Here is a 14,782-nt window from a genome sequence, read left to right as displayed (position 1 = left end):
GATGTGCTCCGGGCTACCGCTTACGCACCTTGTTGCGTTGTGCTTGGGCGATGGCTCGCTGCGTTTCGCGGATGCCGAACATGACGAGCTTGGCCATGATCTGCATCATTGCGATGGTCAGTTTCACCATGCCGCTGATGATGGCTACGACGATGTCCACTTGATGATTCCCCCCTTTCCGGAGGTCATCGCGATTCGTGGGCTCGGCGTTACGGCTAGTCGCGCGTCGTACGGGCTGGCCGTCGGCGTACCCTGTCCGTCCAGGCCGGCGGCTGCTGGCAGAGCAGTCGGCGGATCTGCCGTATGCGCCGTCGTCGCGTGTGCCAGGCCCGGGGGTCACAGCGCCAATTCTCCGTGCCAACTTCCAATACCCACCCGTCTGGTCCGTGGGACCAAACGCGATGCGAAACGAGCGCCATCACCAAGGCATTGATGACGGACAGGACGTGTCTCGCGCTGACCGATGCCGCGCCTCCGCCCAGCGAGGGCAAGACATCGCCTGCACCAGGTACGCCAACAAGCACGTCGGACACCACATCGGGCTCTGCAGACTGGACCCAGCCCTCCAACGCGCCGATGAGCGGCATGTAGGGCGAATCCACTGCGCCTCTCTTCTTACCTGCCGAGGCGTTGGTACGGGCATAGCCCCGGTCTGATGACAGGTTGAATCCAGTCGCCGCGGACACCGCCGGTGTCTTGACGCGCTTAAAAGGGTCGGCCATACCTGGCGGTGTTGTCGTGTGATGGGCCCGTCGAGCGCAGACTTCAAGCATCAGTCGACACGCCATCGGCTCACGCGCGATCAACGTGCTCATCGGCGGCGGTGCTGATACTTCCTGCTGTGGTTGCAGACCCTGGACTGCGAATGGCCCTGCGCGCCGAGGATCCACAGCCGTTCGCTCACTTGAAGTAGGCGGTCGAGCCGACAAGGAACCTTGGGCACGCCTGGTCATAGAGGTCAATCGAGAACGACACAGACCCGCCCGGCGCGAGCGGTCCGTCCGGCTCCGCGTAAGTGCCATGTTCAGAGAGCAGCTTGTCGGATGGACTAAAGCAATACGCCTGCACCGAGTATGGACCTTCCAACGCCTTGCTGTTCGTGTTCTTCGCGGTCCCGACGAGCCGCTGCCCGGATCGCTCTGCTTCAGTCACCTTGAGGTCTGCCGAGTCGAACGACTCCGTGCCTGGCGCGGTGCCTTGCGCTGTGAAGGCGTACTTGGCGTTCGCGGGGGGAGTGTTGCCGCCCATCTCGAAGTAGATGAATGCAAGTGCGACTTGTCCGGGTATGAGTGTGGCTGGCGTGGTGCCCTGGCTATTGCCGTTCGCGACTAGCTTGCCGGCTGGGTTTCGTGCTGAGCCATTGATGTCGATGTGCGAGACCGCGGCGTTCGTGTTGTTGCGAATTGCAATGGGCAGAACCGCCTCTCCGCCGGTGCCACGGTCCAGAGGGCCGACGGTTACAACATCGAGCTTGCCCGCCGCTCCTGCCGGGAACTTAGGGGTTGCTGTCCCATTGAGGAGACCGGTCGCGGTGATCGGCACGGGTGGAGGTCGCTGAGGGCTCGTGCTCGAGGTGGTTGGGGTCGCCGACTGGGTAGGTTCAGCCGGGGCCGAACCTGTTGACGTCGATGTCGGCGTAGCGGTACTCGAGCCGCACCCCGCGAGACCAAAGCACGCCGCAGCAAACACCACCCAATTGGCGGCCACCTTGGCCGGCGTCGAGCGATGACCGTTGGGCCAAGTGCGCTGGCGCGTACACCTCTCGGAGACCGATCGGCCTGAGATGAGATCCGGCGGGCCCGCTCGGCGTGCCGCCGCAGTCCTGGCCTTGGCCGAGGCCGGCGCGTCCTTGGCCACGTGACTCCCAGCTCGCTTCCGCGAACACCTCACGGTTCCCCCGTCACTCATAGTCATCAATGTAGTCCGGAGGCCGAGGATCCGAAATATGATGAGCAGGACAGTTGCCCACCAGCAGCACTCGGACGAGTCCACACGGCGTGGCAAGCCATGGGACAACAGCGTCGGCCGTCGCTAGGCGCGATGGCCCAGGGAGCTCATCCAGTGCTGCTGAGCCGATCGCCCGCCAACCGTCAGCTAGTTCGCGGCGTCGAAGGCCTCCCGAATGTGCGCGGGGACTCGTCCCCGGTCATTGACCTCGTAGCCGTTCGCGCGAGCCCATTCCTTGACGGTGCGAGCATCTGCATCAACAGTGGTTCGGCTCAACCGCCTGCCGCGTCGGCTCTTGATCGGCCGGCCTGCCTCGACGTAGGGACCTAGTGCCGCGCGCAAGGCTGCCGCGTGCCTGGTGCGCAGGTCGATCTCGTACGACCTGCCGTCGAGGGCGAAGGTCACGGTCTCACCCTTGCCAGTAGGGATCTCGCTGCCGTCGAGGTCATCCGTCAACCTGATCTCGACTCGTTGGACCATGGTCGCCTCCTGGCGATAGATGCAGGTGTAGACAGCATCGTTCACGACGCCCAAATGGAGGCGGCTGACCCGCCGGGAGGCGGCCTACCTGGCCTTTGGCCGCACCCCTTCCGCCGGCCGAGCAGCCGGCGGCGCCCATACCCCGTGACACGGTACATGACACGAACTGGAGTCAACTCGTGCTCGCAGAGACGTCCAGAGGCGTCGTCGGCGCTACTCCCGACGCCTAGAGATGGCAGAGTTCATGCAGTCGCGCAGCCTTTTAACCCGCTGGTTGAGCGGTTCGAGTCCCGCCCGCCCCACCAAGATCATCCCCCGGCGCGTCAGTCTTCACGGGCCAGGATCGCGTTCCTGTGGATTCGGTTAGCAACGTGAATCTTGCGGTTGACCTCGGCGAATCGATCCGCCAGAAGGTTGATCTCGGCCAGCGAGTACTCCAAGGCGCGCGTATCGCGGAACCTCTTGCTGCTCAAGGCGATGTAGGTGCTGGCGCCCACATCATCGATACCCCACGACGAGTGAATGACCGTACCGCGCTCCCGGAAGGCCGCCCTACACTCCGCCAGAAGCGGTAGAAGCTCCGGGCGGTTTCCCTCCCGGTGATCCTCATGCCGGTGCTCCTCGCTGACGATTCGTTCGCAGTTCTTCAGGAGCCAGTCAGAGGACTCGCCCTGCGATACGACCCACGCTTCATCGACGATCATCAGGTCGGAGAACAGAGAGCGCACCGTCGATTCAAGCTCGGCGCTCATGATCGCGACGCGCCCTACAGCCCTAGCCAGGTTCTGGTGCTCGGGGGCATCGATGTTGATGGACGTGTACTCCCAATCCGTACCGGCCAGGTCGCGCACGATCAATCCCTTCAGATCGCGAGCCTGCGATCTGGCCCGCTACGCCCCACATCATCGCCCATGACCTTCTGCGCCGCTGTTCTTTTCGTCTGCTCACTTCGGCAGCGCCGAGATTCGACGAAACGATGCATATCAGCGTGCGCCAACCCTTGCAACGTCGCTCCAGGGCAGCGGGCGAATTGTCGTGACCTAGCTGCGCGCGGGTGATGGACACTCTGGTTTAGTACGCGGTTCGCCGCCGCCAGAGCTGCGGTGCGACGCACGGTTTAGGAATCTGTGGCTCACTGGCTTGGCCAGCCACCGACCAGCGGCCGTGACATGGTTCGTGACATGAACTTGCGTCCAGTAGAGGTGCTTGCGGCGCCTGGTGGTGCTGATTCTGCATCTGGTGACGCCTGAAGGTGGCCAGTGGTGGTGTTGGCTTGGCTCTCATAATCCCTGGCCGCAAATTCGAGCTCGCTCGGCAATCGCCGTGTCTCGCCAGCCTGAATTTTCGAGCGGCCGCCCCGCGCGGCGCCGATGATCCGGTCGAGGTCCTCCTCGTTGTCCGGTCTCCGTGCCGCGATCCATTCGCTACCTTGTGGCGATGGGAAACGTACTTGCGGCACTGATCGGCGCTTTGGCCGTCCTTGGTGGAGTGGGCGCCGGCGCATGGCTTCAGGAACGGCGTGAGCACGAACGCTGGCAGCGCGGCGAGAAACTGACTGCCGCGGTGAACTTCATCTCCGCCACAGGGGCTATCTATGACAAGCGGCTCATGCGGTCAAACGGTGCTGCTCAAGCGAGCACCACCGACGAGGCTGCGGACTGGATCCGAGCCCAGGATGCACGGTCGACTCTCTACCTCCTGTGTGAAACGGCCACGGTCGACCTTGCCGAGGGGTTGATCCACAGCGTGCGGCGAGCGGAGCCGTCAGCAGCCGATGGTCACCACCACGAAACCCTCGATCTGCTCCACACCTTCGTCCGAGTTCTGAGGCGCGAACTCGGCGTGAGTGACTGAGCTGGACAACTCCAGGCCCCGGGTTCGGCCTTGCCTTGTCCCCGGCAACTACGGATCACCCCGCGTCTGCGGGGAGCACGGTGCACGGTCACGTTCTTCCAGAACGGATCGTCCCCCGCGTCTGCGGGAGCGCATTTCCTTCTTGACGAAGCGCTCGTAGTTCTTGGGATCACCCCCGCGTTGGGGATCGCGTGGAAGGGGAAGCGCGTCCTGCTGCTGGATTCTGGCGAGCACCGCAGCCCGGCGCCGCCTGCAGTCGCAGTCCGACCACCGTCCCTGCTTGCCAAAAGGACGACCTCTCCTCCTTCGTGTATTGGTCAGGGCGTGCCGGTTCTGCGCGCGAGGACAAGCCGGCACCGCGGGCTGCCGTCCTCGCGTCGGCCCAGAGCCGCCAGGGGGACTGTCTTCACGATGAATCCGGCCGCTGTCAGGTCGTTGTGGACCGCGTCCAGCGCGCAGGTGCGGTAGTACATGACGAACCGGGGACGCCACACGGCGTTGCGGACCCGCATCGTCAGATCGAATCCGAGCAGGGCCCAATACCAGGCCGACGTGATGGGTGGCGGCGCACCGATCGGGAAGGCGAAGAGCCCGCCGGGCCGTAGCGCGCGGTACACCCCAGCGAACAGCGCGGGCCGTTCGGCGGGCAGGAAGTGCCCGAGCGCTCCGAAGCTGACCGCCAGGTCGAAGGCCCCGGCGAAGGGTAGGGCCAGGACGTCGGCTCGTATCCACTCGGCGTCCGGGTGCGTACTGTGCGCCTGCGCGAGCATGCCAGTGCTGAAGTCGACGCCCGTGATCCGTGCTTGGCACAGCGGTTGCAGGACCCGCATGCCCGCACCGGTGCCGCAGCACACGTCCATTCCCCGACCGAATGGCCCGAGCGGACGCAGCGCGTCGGCGACCGCGTCAAGAATGCTCTCGGGGGTGCGAAAAGGCGTGTGGTCGAACTTCGGAGCGAGCAGGTCATAGCCACGCTCGACCGAGGACAGCGCCTGGATCGCCAGTTCACGCAGGGACGGGCCTTGAGGCGAGAACACCGGCCAAGGGTACTTGTCCGATGGCAGACGGGCGGTCGGCTCCGGGATCGCGCACCGCAGCGCGTCAGCCGCGAACGAGAATACTTCTCCTCCAAGGATGCGCGCTGGCGGGCGCCGGCTCGGACCGGGCCGTGCTGCTGGGCAGCAGGAACACGGCCGCGGAAGGGGACGCCATCTGGTCGCCGTGCTGCGTCCACAGCTAGCGAGCGCCTGCGCCGTGGGATCATTCGTGGTGCGAAATGGAGTCGAAAGGGGTCAGCTAGCGGGGCCAGAGTCCCTTGGAATACGGACTCCTGGAGCCTGGAGTGGCTGGTTGCTAAGGCATCATTGCCCCTTTTAATCCCTGGGTCAGGTCCCGCCCAGCGACCAATGGAGCGGCGTACGCAGTTTCAGCAGCCGCCCGCTCCGGATTCAGCGTGGGGGCATCGGACCGCGTTGGTGGCGGTGTCGGCTGCTCGTAAGGCGAGCCGGCGCTGAATATAAGGCTTCGCCGGACGTCAAGCCGGGTGATTGCTTGGACAGTCGAAGCATGTCGAATGTAGTCGAACGTCGCAGCGTTGTAGTGAAGCTGGGGACGGTGGTCGTATCGCCGTCGCGGACCCGGTCACCGGAGCCGAGCCCAGTACGCAGCCACCTGGCTGCGGCCGTCGTGTGCACGCTGGTGTGTTTCGCGCCGCTGGGCGTCGCCGCAGTCGTCTGCGCAGGCAATGTCCGCACGCGGCTGGCGCTGGGCGACATCGAGGGCGCCCGTCGCGCGTCGCGGACGGCGAAGTGGCTGTGCTGGACCAGCGTTGCGGTCACGGTTGGCTTCCTCCTGGTGATCGTGGTCGGCGCGGGCAGCTACTCCGACGTCCATTGAAACGCCGATCCAAGACGCCAACACGCGTCGACGAGAACCGGGTCCCTCTCGACGGACCCGGTTCTTGTTCGCGTGGTCAGGGCAGATAGCCACCATCGTGCAAGCCAGCCCACTGCTCGAACATGTTCTGGTGGTAGTCGCCACCGGTGCGGGCGGACTCGGCGCCGTACAGGACGGTGAACGCGGGGCCGAACATGGCCCACTGGTCCGCATGCCTCGCCTCGTGACGGTGCCGGTCGGTGCCGCCCAGGTCGTCGTACAGCCACACGTTGCCCACCGTCGTGCCGGCGTTGGCGTAGCCGCCGTGCATCGATTCACAGGTGACCATCAGGTCGCCGTGCGTCGTGCAGGTGGCGCCGTGCGCGCGACCCCAGACGACGGCCACGGCGCTGGACGGCAGGTTGGCGACCGCCCGGGCGACATCGGCGGGCTGAGTGGCGAGGACCAGACCGGCGGTAGCCAGCGCAGCGACGAACCGGTTGCGCCGGGCCGCGGAGCTGGCGGGCCTGTCAGGATTCGTCTGACTCGGATAGGTGTCCATACCCGCAGGGTCTGCCGCTCAGACGCTCATGTCGTCCGGCATTGCCTCAATCTGCGGCGCGCGGCTGCCTTACGGGGGCGACTCAGTCGTCCCAGACCGTCGGTTCCTCGCGGTACATCCCAGCCCGGTGACTAGGCGCGGTCCGTGTCGTCGCCGAGGCCGGCTCGTTCGGCCACGGTGGCCGCTTGGACTCGATTCGTCACGCCAAGCTTGCGCAGGATATGCGTGACGTGGACGCTGGCCGTCTTCGGGCTGATGAACAGCTGGGCGCCGATCTCCGAGTTGGTACGGCCGCTCGCGACGAGCCGCAGGACAAGTAGTTCACGGTCGGTCAGCCCATACGACGCTCCCCAGTCCGGCGTTGCGGGCGCTGCCATCGCGGCGCTCGACGGTGGTTCGAGGCTGATGCGGGCGCGCCGTGCGAGCGCACCGATCTCGGCGATCAACGGCGCGTGGCCGGCGGCAGCGGCCGCGGCTGACCGCAACGCGGCAGCGGCGACATCCAGCTGCTGTCCGGCAAGCAGTTGCGCCTCGGCCTGCCGCCACCGCGAATACGCAGCGTGATGCGGTCGGGACATTGCTTCCCAATGTTTGGCAGCCAGGTCCCACAGGTCTGGTTGGCTCGTGCTTGTCAGCCGCTCACGCTCGGCGTTCCAGAGTGCGCGCTCAGCGGATCCGGCGCGGAAGAAGGCGCTGTCGCCAAGAGGATCAGCGGTCTGCCGGTCGCGCCAGCTTTCGATGCGCCCTGCGGCGGCCAGGGCGAACTGCACACCACTATCGTCCCGCCCTGCCCGGGCAGCTTCGGCTCGGTCAGCGCAGGCCCGCAAGCCGAGCACGAGCAGCGATCCGCAGAGCTGTATCTCATCTGCGCCGTCAAGATACTCGAGTGCTGTTTCGACCTCGCGAACAGCCTCGGCGGGCCGTTTCCGCCACAATTCGAGGTCTGCGGCGTACTGCGCAATGTCCCGGTTGAACTCGAGGCTGCCCCCGATTGGCAGGGCCCGAATCTGCTGGATCCGCCGCGCGGCCGCTTGTAGGCCGCCGCGGATCGTATCCAGGTGCGCGCGCTCCAGGTCCAGGATCCACCGATCTCGGGTCGGAGAGCCCGATGTGCGTGGTTCCAGCAGCGCGGCGGCCTCGACGATCCGGCCTACACCTATCAAGGCTTCGGCGGCGTTCCCGGCCAGTAGGCAGGCGCCAAAGCTGTCCGCGCGGCCGCCACGTTGGATGGCGTCGAGGTGGCGTAGCGCCACTCGACTTGCCTCCTCGAGCTTCTGGGTCTTGAGCAGGACGTTGCTCTCGATATTGGCGAGCCACTCGACCGACTCAGCGTCGGTATCGGCGTCGATCAACTGCCAGGCCCGCTCGAGAAGTTCAAACCCTTGCTCAAGCTCGGCGTGAACGAAGCGGTCGTGCGCCAGCACGCTAAGAAGGCGGGACACGAGCGGCGACCCCGCTGCCTCCGCGACCTCTAAGGCTCGACGTAGGCTGCCGCGGCCACGGACCGAATAGCCAGCATTCCTGAGGAGATTGGAGTGGAGGAACAGTGCCGCGGCATGGTCGGTGGAAGGTGGAACGCCCTCGAAGAGGCGCAGCGCCTCCTCGACCATTTCGAGTCCGGTCTCCGCCGAATCGATGGACCGATAGTCCGCGGCGCGGGCGTGGATGACGGCGGCCACCGCACGATCGGGGTGGTCAGCGAAGAGCCGGTACGCCTCCTCGGCGACCTCGTCAGCGCGAAGGCCGTTCCCGCTGGCCTTGAACGCATCGACGGCCTGGACGTACAAGTCGGGCACCTCGAGGCCGCGCGGACGTGCCTGCTCGGGTACCTGGCGGCATAGCTCGATCGCCCGGAGCCTATGTGTCGCGGCCTCGTCGTACGCGAACATGCGCTCGGCTGCGTCGGCGGCGCCGAGCCTGGCTCGAAGCTCCTCCGTCGGGCGATCGGCGGCGGCCCAGTGACCGGCGACCTCGGCGGCCAGCCTGGTGTCCGCGAGTCCTTCCAAGGCCTCAGCGGCCCGGCTGTGCAGCTCGGAGCGCTCGCCGGGGAGAAGCTCGGCCACCACGGCCTCAGCCAGCAGGGCGTGTCGCGGACGGTACCTGCCGTCCGGCGTACGGTCGGCCAGCAGCCGGCTGGCGGCCAGCTCCTTCAGCGCCGCACGGACACCGCCTCGGTTTATGGCCGTGATCTCCACAATGAGTGCCTCGGTCACAGGCCGTCCAACAACGGCGAGCGCCTCCAACACCCGCCGAGCGTCGGCGCCGACATGCTGCGTCCGGTCCACCAGAAACTCGCCCAGACCGGCCGGCACTCCGCTGGGTAGCCGAAGCTGATCGCCCTGTGATCCGCCAACCGCTGCGGCCATGAGCTGCTCAACAAAGAACGGGTTTCCCTCTGCCCGCGCCTGCAGCTCACGTACCAGCATCGTCGGTGCCGGAGCGCCGAGAATCGCCGCGGCCTGCTGCTCCACTTCCTCACCCGACAGACGATCGAGCCTAATCTCCTCGACGTTTCGTTGGCGACGTATGTGGTTCATCCACGCGGTCACGGGCGGGTCGAGCGACGCCTCGTCGCTCCGGCACGTCACCACGTACGTCGGCCGGTGCGCGGCGTGCGCAAGGTAGGTCAGGCAGTCCAATGTCGCGTCGTCCGCCCAGTGCACATCCTCGACGAGCAGCGTCACCGCCACGCGTCGGGCGATCTCCTCCAGAAGTTCACCCACGGCCGTGAACAGCCGCTCACGCCGCCACTCCGCCCCTGAAGCGTCGTGCACCTGTGCCGGCTTGACAAGCCGGGGCACCAGCCGCCCAACCTCCGCATGGACGTACGGAGGGACAACGGCCAGAACCTCATCGAGCAGTCGACTGTCCGGAGCCTGGACGAACTCACGCAGGGCGTCGGCGAGCGGGAGCAGCGGTAATGTCTCGGTCAACGGCAGGCAACCGCCTGTGAGCAACACAGCGCGCGCCTCGCTGGCGCGCCTGAGCGCTTCACCGATCAGTCGCGTCTTACCAATGCCAGCCTCGCCGGTGACCAGGATCATTCGCCCGCCCTCGGAGAGGGCCGTACCCAGGCGCGCCAATTCGACGGCCCGGCCAACAAACGGGGCAGACTGCTCCACAGCACAACGTCAACAGGAGCCGGGCGCGCCGTCAATCCGTAGACCCCAGCAGGCTGTCTGCACAGAGCAAACGCGGTTGCACCGGAGACACTCCAGCCCAGATCTTCCGCAAACAGTTCCCCGCTGGGGTGTGGAACACTTTGTGGAACGAACTGGCGAGTAACAGAGCGGCCAAAGTCGACGAGAACCGGATCTGCGTCGGCTTCGGCTCCCGAGGCTCATGACATCCCCAGTCAACGCCGGCGGCCTTCGACTCCGTCGGTCAACCGCGCGACTCAATCGGCCGCGCTCAGCCTCGCCTCGGCCGACAAGATCGGTTCCGCCATTTGCAGGCCTGACGTAACAGTCGACTCCAGCCGCCTTGCGATCATCGACGCACGCGAATCTGACGCCAGGTCTCGCCTGCCGACAGAGCGACTATTCCAGCGCGGCGGTGCTCATCCTCGTCACGGCCGCGGTCCGGCTGCTGACACCGAGCCGCTCGTAGATGTGATTCAGATGCGTACGCACGGTACCCTCGGACAGCCGCATCCGCCGGGCGATCTGCATGTTGGTGTAGCCCTGGGCGACGTATTGCAGGAGTTCGAGCTGTCGTGTGGTCAGTGCTGCGGGTGCCTGGCGGCAGCGCTCGGCGGCACGGAACGCGGCGATCAGGTGCGGCCGCAGCAGGGTGAGCAGCAAACGGTCGCGCTCATCGAAGTCCCGGCCCGGGCCGCGCCACAGATACAGCCGCGTTCTGTGGCCGGGTTCGTCGGGTAGGTAGGCCATCAACGCCCGGGCGCGTCCGAAACAGTATTCGAGCCTCATCGGGCTGGCCCGCCACTGGCGGTCGGAGACAAAGTCGCTCAGCTTGACCACCTGTGAGATGTCGCCGGTGCGGTCGGCGTAGCTACAGGCGTCTGCCGACCGGTAGAGCTCCCAGTAATGCGGGTCCGTAGCCCCGCCGAGATCGACCTCCTGAGTCTCGCCCAAAGCTTGTTCGAGTCCGAACCTCTCCAGAGCGGGTTGAGACCGGTCGAGCACGATGGAGTCGCTGTGGAACAGGTCGCGCGCAGACTCCATCAGCTCCCACGGCAGCACCGGCCCGGGATTGTCCACCTTCAAGGCGAGCAGGTCGCGCAGCGCAGCCAGATCCCGCCCGCTGATGCCGTCGGCCATGAGGCCTCCCGCCTGCGACGCTACGCCGCCGCGGCGTCGGGATCCATACGCGAAGCCGCGTATTCCGGCACGGCAGCCGTCAAACCTAGCGTCGAAGCACGTCCGGGATCAGTCCGGAACCCGTTCGGGAGGAATCATGAACCGCAGGTACTCAGCCCTCGCAATGTGCTTCTTTGCGATGGGCGCCGTCGTTCTCACCGCAGCCGATGCGTCGGCCATGCTGAAGGATCCGGTCCGCGGATCCGCGGCTCCCCCCGCGGCCGCGTATGACTGGCCGGACGAAGGATCCGGCTACCCGGAGCCGGGGTCCGGATACACAACAACTCCGGACTGCCACTGGGCATACCACCCGGTCTGCCATGAGGAGGCCTCTGTCGTCGTTCCCCCCGTCGAGGCGACGCTCGGCCAGAGCCCGCCAGACAACGGCGGCGCCGAGGCCCTGCAGGACGGCGCATCCGCACTGGGCGGTGCCGGCCTCGCGTTCGGTGGCATGTGGCTCTACCGGCGTCACATGTCACCCGTCTAGGCGGGTCGCCGTACCTGCGCGGCCCGCAAAGCACGACGGCAGCAACGCCGATCGCACCAATAACACTGAGGACGCGTCCGGTGATTTCCATGGTGAGTCAGTAGGCATCGCCGCCCCAGCCCCGGGCTCAAACCCGATCGGCCAAACCCGCACCGACCAATGTCCGTCTACCCATCCGACACCACAGGCTGGGCGTGCCATGGTTCATGCCATGAACTCGCGTGTAGCCAAGCGGGCTAAGTCCTCTGGAGGGGTCCGAATCCTAAGCAGTGCAGCCTGAAGTCGGCCACTGTGGCAAGTGGCGTGGCCCTCATAATCCCTTGGCCGTGGGTTCGAGTCCCACCCGCCCCACAACACTCTGGGGCGAAGGGTCCGGCGAAAGGAACGTGCCCTTGGGCGTTAGGTCTCGGGCTCTAAGGTGCTAGTTGCCGGTGGTGGGTTCGAGGTAGGCGCCGGTGAAGCCCAGGAATGGGTCTTCGGCGACTGTGGTGAGTTTTCGGTGGTGCGTTTGGCGCCGAAAGGTTCGTAGCCGTAGCGCCAATGGGCGCCGCCGGTTTGGTCGAGGACGTCGGTGATGCTGCCGAGGGCCTCGTTGTAGACCGTGGTCCCCGGGTCCGCTTGACGGCGGTCGGCTCGATCGTGGCCGCAGGCAGGCCTGGATCGTGTCTGTCACCACCGCTCCGAAAGGGCGGCGGCTCAGGGCGGCGGAAGTCCGCGGTCGAGCGCTGCGGCGCTACTGAGTGGCGGGCATGGGGTCCTCACCCCGGGCCGCCACGCTCATCCGCTACATCCCGACCTTCAAGAACCCGCAGAACCCAACCTCCCCACCGCTCTCCTAGCCAACGATGGCTTGCAGGCACGCGCTTAAACAGGAGAGTCTGGGGCATGGTCAGACAACCCGGAAAGGCGACTCAACGCCACTGAGTGCGACGGCGCTCGGTAGGCCCTTCACGAGGCGGGCTGGAAGGTGTCGAGGACGGTTCCCAGGAGCCGCAGGTTCTCCTCCCACTGCTCGTCGCGCGTGGACCAGTAGATCCCGTACGCCTGGCTCGCGCTGGTGACCACACCACGGATCAGGACATGCTGACGCCCCGACCGTCCGGCGTAGGTGAATTCCCAATCCGCCGCCTTGTCGAAGTAGTCGACTGCTTCGATCCGAATCCGCTGGTAGTCGGTGTAGCCGCTCCGGCGGGCCTCCTCCTGCTGGCGCCAGTCGGCAACAGGATCGGCCTTCGGTCGAGTGGTCTGGTCGATGATCAGCAGGCCCGATCCAGAAGGTTCGCGGAAGTACACCTGGCCGCTTTCTCGTGCGTACGTCCACCCTTCCGGCACCGCGAGCGAAAACCCGGTCGGGTCGCGGTGACGTTCGAACCCCGCAGGCACGGCCGCGACCGGGTCGGACGGCTCTGTCGAAGGCGACCGAGTGACGGAAGGCGAACGGGCTGCCGTTGGCGCGCGTGTGGTCGTTGTCGGCGACACTGTTCGCGTGCCCTTCGGGGTCGGCGAGGGGCTCCGGGGTCGTTGGGCGGTCGACGTACTGCGCGGCGCCTGGCTGGTCTGACTCGGCCGCGCCGCCGTCCCCAGCTGGCCCATCGAAGGGTCGCGGGTCGCCTTCATCACCGTCCAGCCCGCCACGGCCGCTAGCACCAAGAGACACGTCACAGCGGCAGGGAGCACTGTTCGCACAATCCGGTTCGGTGGCCCTGAGACGGACCGGTAGCCGCCGTCCTCGCCCGCAGGGGAGTCGCCTCCGGCGGCGAGCGGGAGACGAGGCGACCCTGCCGCGTGATCGGCCTCCGGAGTGAACGACGGAATAGGCAGCACGCGGGTCCGCTGGCCGCTGTCCCGATCGGAATCTCCCCACGGTCGCTGAGCAACAGACGGCGGGGCTGCGGAAACTGTTCCGTCCGACCGATCGGCTATGGATGTGGCGACGTCCGGCGTCCACACAGCCAGACGCAGCAGACGGGTCGCCTCGGCCGCACTCATCCGCTCGGCCGGATCCTTTCTCAACAGACCTTCGATGACCGGCCACAACGGTCCCGCGAACTGAGCCGGGTCGGGCGGCTCTGTAACGGCCGCAGCCAGCGTCGGCAAGGCGGAACCGCGGTCGAACGGCGGCCGTCCTTCCACGGCGGTGTAGAGAGTCGCGCCCAACGACCACAGGTCCGACTCCGGACCGACGCCGCGCGCCCGGACCCGTTCAGGAGCGATGAAAGCCGGCGAACCGAGTAGCGCGCCGGACCGGGTCAACGACCCGTCACCTTCGAGGCTGGCAATGCCGAAGTCGGTGAGCACGACCCGCCCGTCGTCGGCGAGCAGCACATTGCTCGGCTTCACGTCCCGGTGCAGTACACCGGCCGGGTGTGCGGCCTGCAGAGCGGCCAGCACCTCGAGCCCGATCCCGGCGACCTCCCGCCACGGCAGCCGTCCGCGCTCGCGGCAGACTTGCGCGAGTGTGCGTGACGGCACCAGTTCCATCACGAGCCATGGCCGACCGTCCTCCTCGACCACGTCGTACATCATGACGACGCTCGGATGGGTAAGCCGGGCCGCCGATCGCGCCTCGCGCAACGTCCGCCGACGAAGTACGTCCCGCTCTTCCTCCGGCAGCTCCTGCGGAACAAGTACCTCTTTGACCGCGACCGGTCGGCCGAGAAGCTCATCACGTGCCCGCCAGACGACCCCCATGCCACCGCGCCCGAGCGGATCAAGCAAGCGGTAGCGCCCAGCCAACAGCCGGTGCTCGGCGACCATGCTCAGCACCCCACCGCTGTGCCCGCGCCAGCCGAGGTAACGGGCCAGAACATCACGCCAACTCCGATCGGACGGTGTAGAGCTCTCTCCCGCTCCCCGGTGCCCAGTCCGACGCACCCAACACAGCCGCAATCGAGCGGCCACGACACGAACGCGCCTCAGGCACTGTCTTCGGCCCTGGACTGGTCAACGACGTACAAGGATCCCCTCAGGTACTCGCCGCGTACTCGGAATCATCGAACTCGCCGATACCCGCGCATCTATGGGTCTTCCTTCAACCTACGAGACCCGAGTCCGGCACCCGCGGCTCCGCGCACCGTCGCTGCTCGACCGGAGCGTGGGATCAAACGTGGTGCGAAATCACGTCGAACAGGGTCATAGAGTGGGGCCAGCAGGCCTTCCAAGTCGAACTTCTGCCGCCTGGAGAGGCCGGTTGATTGGGCATCATTGCCCTTGTAATCCTCGGGTCGTGTGTTCTACACGCGGGATGTCTCAGGATGT

General features: G+C 66.4%; 12 protein-coding genes. 3 read left to right on the top strand and 9 right to left on the bottom strand.

The window, feature by feature from the left end; all coding sequences use genetic code 11:
- Nucleotides 1-13: 13 nt before the first annotated feature.
- From E0H73_RS45700 to E0H73_RS01725, 4 genes are all read right to left on the bottom strand, one after another.
- Entirely contained in the window at nucleotides 14-160 is a 147-nt protein-coding gene (locus E0H73_RS45700; protein ID WP_165555454.1) for a hypothetical protein, read from the bottom strand.
- 740 nt (nucleotides 161-900) lie between these two features.
- A complete protein-coding gene (locus tag E0H73_RS01735) occupies nucleotides 901-1,542 on the bottom strand; it encodes a hypothetical protein (RefSeq protein WP_131350282.1) in 642 nt (213 codons plus the stop codon).
- A 552-nt stretch (nucleotides 1,543-2,094) separates the two neighbouring features.
- Nucleotides 2,095-2,472: a histone-like nucleoid-structuring protein Lsr2 gene (locus tag E0H73_RS01730; RefSeq protein WP_238163752.1), complete on the bottom strand. Its 378-nt coding sequence runs from the start codon at nucleotides 2,470-2,472 to the stop codon at nucleotides 2,095-2,097.
- Between the two features lie 278 nt (nucleotides 2,473-2,750).
- Nucleotides 2,751-3,278 carry a hypothetical protein gene (locus E0H73_RS01725; protein ID WP_131350281.1) on the bottom strand — a complete coding sequence of 176 codons (528 nt, stop codon included), beginning with the start codon at nucleotides 3,276-3,278 and terminating at the stop codon, nucleotides 2,751-2,753.
- A 586-nt stretch (nucleotides 3,279-3,864) separates the two neighbouring features.
- Here E0H73_RS01725 and E0H73_RS01720 point away from each other — a divergent pair.
- Nucleotides 3,865-4,281, top strand: coding sequence for a hypothetical protein (locus E0H73_RS01720; RefSeq protein WP_238163751.1), 417 nt, complete (start codon nucleotides 3,865-3,867; stop codon nucleotides 4,279-4,281).
- Between the two features lie 317 nt (nucleotides 4,282-4,598).
- Here E0H73_RS01720 and E0H73_RS01715 read toward each other — a convergent pair whose 3' ends face one another.
- Complete coding sequence (locus tag E0H73_RS01715) at nucleotides 4,599-5,318, bottom strand: class I SAM-dependent DNA methyltransferase (RefSeq protein ID WP_131350277.1); 720 nt, start codon at nucleotides 5,316-5,318, stop codon at nucleotides 4,599-4,601.
- A 529-nt stretch (nucleotides 5,319-5,847) separates the two neighbouring features.
- On the opposite strand from E0H73_RS01715, the gene E0H73_RS01710 reads away from it, so the two are divergent.
- Nucleotides 5,848-6,177, top strand: coding sequence for a CD225/dispanin family protein (locus E0H73_RS01710; RefSeq protein ID WP_131350275.1), 330 nt, complete (start codon nucleotides 5,848-5,850; stop codon nucleotides 6,175-6,177).
- A gap of 76 nt (nucleotides 6,178-6,253) precedes the next feature.
- Here the strand turns inward: E0H73_RS01710 and E0H73_RS01705 are convergent, their stop codons facing one another.
- The 3 genes from E0H73_RS01705 to E0H73_RS01695 all read right to left on the bottom strand — a co-directional run bounded on the left by E0H73_RS01705 (nucleotide 6,254) and on the right by E0H73_RS01695 (nucleotide 10,998).
- Nucleotides 6,254-6,718, bottom strand: a complete 465-nt coding sequence (locus E0H73_RS01705) for a hypothetical protein (RefSeq protein ID WP_131350274.1) — start codon at nucleotides 6,716-6,718, stop codon at nucleotides 6,254-6,256.
- A gap of 131 nt (nucleotides 6,719-6,849) precedes the next feature.
- Nucleotides 6,850-9,840 (bottom strand): helix-turn-helix transcriptional regulator, encoded by a 2,991-nt coding sequence (locus E0H73_RS01700; RefSeq protein ID WP_131350272.1) that lies wholly within the window; start codon nucleotides 9,838-9,840, stop codon nucleotides 6,850-6,852.
- A gap of 417 nt (nucleotides 9,841-10,257) precedes the next feature.
- The gene (locus tag E0H73_RS01695; RefSeq protein ID WP_131350270.1) at nucleotides 10,258-10,998 is read right to left on the bottom strand and encodes a helix-turn-helix transcriptional regulator; all 741 of its coding nucleotides are present in this window, start codon (nucleotides 10,996-10,998) and stop codon (nucleotides 10,258-10,260) included.
- Nucleotides 10,999-11,134: 136 nt separating this feature from the next.
- Between E0H73_RS01695 and E0H73_RS01690 the strand changes: the two genes are divergently transcribed.
- Nucleotides 11,135-11,524 carry a hypothetical protein gene (locus tag E0H73_RS01690; protein WP_131350268.1) on the top strand — a complete coding sequence of 130 codons (390 nt, stop codon included), beginning with the start codon at nucleotides 11,135-11,137 and terminating at the stop codon, nucleotides 11,522-11,524.
- Between the two features lie 948 nt (nucleotides 11,525-12,472).
- Here E0H73_RS01690 and E0H73_RS01685 read toward each other — a convergent pair.
- Nucleotides 12,473-14,281 (bottom strand): serine/threonine-protein kinase, encoded by a 1,809-nt coding sequence (locus E0H73_RS01685; RefSeq protein ID WP_131350266.1) that lies wholly within the window; start codon nucleotides 14,279-14,281, stop codon nucleotides 12,473-12,475.
- Nucleotides 14,282-14,782: the final 501 nt, after the last annotated feature.

This window comes from Kribbella pittospori (assembly GCF_004331465.1).
Taxonomy (GTDB): Bacteria; Actinomycetota; Actinomycetes; order Propionibacteriales; family Kribbellaceae; genus Kribbella; species Kribbella pittospori.
The sequence above is the reverse complement of the archived record's forward strand: the minus strand, read 5'-3'. Positions and strand labels throughout refer to the sequence as shown.

Coding starts and splice junctions, on each gene's coding strand:
- E0H73_RS01720 (WP_238163751.1), top strand. CDS start 3,865: ATGGGAAACGTACTTGCGGCACTGATCGGCGCTTTGGCCGTCCTTGGT.
- E0H73_RS01710 (WP_131350275.1), top strand. CDS start 5,848: ATGTCGAATGTAGTCGAACGTCGCAGCGTTGTAGTGAAGCTGGGGACG.
- E0H73_RS01705 (WP_131350274.1), bottom strand. CDS start 6,718: ATGGACACCTATCCGAGTCAGACGAATCCTGACAGGCCCGCCAGCTCC.
- E0H73_RS01695 (WP_131350270.1), bottom strand. CDS start 10,998: ATGGCCGACGGCATCAGCGGGCGGGATCTGGCTGCGCTGCGCGACCTG.
- E0H73_RS01690 (WP_131350268.1), top strand. CDS start 11,135: ATGAACCGCAGGTACTCAGCCCTCGCAATGTGCTTCTTTGCGATGGGC.
- E0H73_RS01685 (WP_131350266.1), bottom strand. CDS start 14,281: ATGGTCGCCGAGCACCGGCTGTTGGCTGGGCGCTACCGCTTGCTTGAT.